This is a genomic window from Streptomyces sp. (assembly GCF_031178505.1).
In the GTDB taxonomy this organism is placed as follows: domain Bacteria; phylum Actinomycetota; class Actinomycetes; order Streptomycetales; family Streptomycetaceae; genus Streptomyces; species Streptomyces gulbargensis.
The window spans coordinates 5,207-8,108 of sequence record NZ_JAPSIW010000275.1; the positions used below are offsets into that span (position 1 = coordinate 5,207).

Annotated in this window: 1 protein-coding gene and 1 pseudogene; one reads left to right on the forward strand and one right to left on the reverse strand. The window is 71.7% G+C overall.

Annotated features, from left to right (window positions below; all coding sequences use genetic code 11):
• Positions 1–883: 883 nt before the first annotated feature.
• On the reverse strand, positions 884–2,143 hold the full coding sequence (locus RIF68_RS18955) for an FAD-binding protein (protein WP_309052466.1): 1,260 nt from the start codon (positions 2,141–2,143) through the stop codon (positions 884–886).
• A gap of 294 nt (positions 2,144–2,437) precedes the next feature.
• Here RIF68_RS18955 and RIF68_RS18960 point away from each other — a divergent pair.
• Positions 2,438–2,902, forward strand: a pseudogene (locus RIF68_RS18960) (mandelate racemase/muconate lactonizing enzyme family protein); the annotation flags it as partial.

Sequence of the window (2,902 nt, forward strand, 5' to 3'; positions counted from 1 at the left end):
GGGGGGCGGGGGGGGGGGGGGGGGGGGGCGGCGGGGGCGGGGGGGGGGGGGCCCGGGGGTCGGGGGGGGGGCCGCCGCCGCGCCGTCGTGGTCGCACGGTGGCCGAGTCGCGGGGCGGGCGTCCGGGCCGTGCTCGCGTGTGAAGGGGCGGCCCGAAAGGTGGGGTTCGGGGGAGAGGGGCGCGGTCAGTCGGTGGTGGCCACCGCAGCACGCCCCGACGACGTGCCGAAATCAGCACCCACCGTGCACGCCTCAGCAGCATGACGATCGACAGGGCCGGAAGGGACGCGTGTGGTCACGATGTGATCTCTCTCGTCACGACGGAAGGGGGCGACCGTTCACCCCCGCAGATTGTTAACGCTCACATTTCATTTGGGCAAGAGTCCGGCACGGTTCTTTCGGATATTCGGGAACGGACACGAGGACGGGTCACACACCCGGAGGCAGGATCACGCCGCCCTCGGCGCCGGCGCGCGCACGGGACGGACGAGCCCGGCCCGCGAAGTCACCCCAGGAAGGGCCGAATGAAGGACGAGGTCGAAGCCGCACGACGGAGGTGAGGCACCCGGGATGGGCGCGGCCACGGGAACGGTACGGAGCACGGGGCGCCGCCGCGACCGCCATGGCGGTGAGACTCGACCCCGACCGTCGGGGGGTGGACGCATGATGAGCGCTAACAGAGCGCTGACAGAGCTTGTCCCGGGGGCACGTCCGTGGCCCGTTCTCGGCAGCGGACACCTCACGGCGACAGGAGCGGGGCCGCTCCTCGGGTCTCCTCGCAACGACCCCGGCGGTGGTCGCGGATGACGACGTCGAGGGGGCGCCGACGATGTCCACGGAGAAGACGTGGTCGCCGGAGACACGGACTCGGCGAGCGGCCGGTTCACCGGGGGAAGCAGCGGGCGATGAAGTCGTTGCGGAACACCCCCCTCGGGTCGGCGTCCGCCGTCAGCCGCTCGAAACGGTCGTAGGAGGGGTAGAGGCCGCGCAGGACGTCGGGCTCCGTGACGAAGAGCTTGCCCCAGTGCGGCCGGGCCGCGAAGGGGGCGAGGGCTTCCTCGATCACGTACAGGGCCTTCGTCACGGCGGCGGTGTCGGGCAGCCAGGTGAAGTGGAAGGCCACGGAGTGCCGTTGATGGACCGGACTGAGCCAGAGGCCGTCCGCGGCCACGCTCCGGATCTCCCCCACCCGCAGATGGGGGGCGAAGGCGTCCCGTACGGCGTGCAGGGCGTCGAAGGCCGCGACGGCGTCCTCACGGGCGACGAAGTACTCCGACTGCAGTTCGTCGCCGCTGCTCGGGGTGTGCTCCAGCCTGAAGTGCGGCAGCCGGAACGGCGACGGGCCCGGCAGACCCAGCTGCGGGGTGCAGGAGTCGGCCGGCATGCCGGGGACGGGGTGTCTCGGGCCGTCGGCCCGCACGGCACCGAGCCACCGCGCCGGCCCGTCCGCCGCCCCCGGGTCGTCCGCGCGCCGCTTGAGCCACACCTGGTCGATCAGGTCCCCCCTCCAGCGCGTGAAGAGGCTGACGCTGTACGCGGCAGACATCACCTCGTCGAAGGCGCCGCGGAGGGCGGTGACGGGCAGGTTCTCGTAGACCCACTGCCGGACGTCGAAGGCCGGCACCAGGTCCAGCGTCAGCGTGGTGACGACGCCGAGGGCGCCGAGGGCGACCACGGAGCCCTCGAAGTGCTCGTCGCCCCGTTCCGTCGTCACCGTTTCGCCGGAGGCCGCTATGTACGTGACGGCCCGTACGGCGGAGGCGAGGGTGCCGTTGCCGTCCCCCGACCCGTGCGTGCCGGTCGCACAGGCTCCGGCAATCGAGATGTGGGGCAGCGAACCGAGGTTGTGCAGGGCGAGTCCGGCCTCGTGGAGGAGTCCGGTGATCTCCCCGAAACGGGTTCCGCCGCTCACCGTGACGGTGCGGGCCCGCCGGTCGATGTCGAGCACACGGGGCAGGCCCGCCGTGGACACCAGGTCCCCGGTGGTGTCGGCGATGGCGTTGAAGGAATGGCCCGTCCCCAGGGCTCGTACGGCCCGGGAGCCGGCCACCAGCTCCTGGAGCTCCTCGACCGTGGCGGGGATCCTGAGGCGCTCCGCGCCGAAGGTGATGTTCCCCGCCCAGTTGGTGGTGGTGTCACTCATGTCCATCCTCCGAAGAGGGACCCGTGTCCCCCGGTCCGTGGGCCGCGGATGCCCGGACGCGGTCCCGGCGCCGGAAGCGCGGTCGGTCCCCCCACCCTGGCGTTCGTGATGTCGAACATCGTTCCTGATCTCGGTCACCGCAGGCTAGGAGCGCCTCTCCGGGCGGTCAAGGCCACTCCCGCTCGGTGGATCCCGCTGTGGCGCACGCCCGTTGACATCGCCGCGCGGCGCTTCGTACTGTCGCGGCAAGATTTCGAACGCAGGCCGAAATATCGAACGACGGGAGCCGCCGCCGTGCGTATCACCCGGATCAGCACCCATGTCGTGGGCACCCCCTGGCGCAATCTGACGTACGTCCAGGTCCACACCGACGAGGGGCTGACGGGCGTCGGGGAGACCCGGATGCTCGGTCACACCGACGCCCTGCTCGGTTACCTGCGGGAGGCGGAGGTCAACCACATCGCGGGCTCCGACCCCTTCGCGGTGGAGGACCTCGTACGCCGCATGAAGTACGGCGACTTCGGCCGGGCCGGTGAGATCGTGATGTCCGGGATCGCCGTCGTGGAGATGGCCTGCTGGGACATCAAGGGCAAGGCCCTCGGCGTGCCCGTCTGGCAGCTGCTCGGGGGCAGGGTGACCGAGCGGGTTCCCGCGTACGCGAACGGCTGGTACACCACCGAACGGACCCCCGAGGCGTACCACGCGGCGGCCCGCGAGGTCGTGGCACGCGGCTACCGGGCACTGAAGATCGACCCCTTC

Excerpts from the sequence above, each read along its gene's own strand:
- RIF68_RS18955 (WP_309052466.1), bottom strand. The coding sequence starts at position 2,143 with ATGAGTGACACCACCACCAACTGGGCGGGGAACATCACCTTCGGCGCG.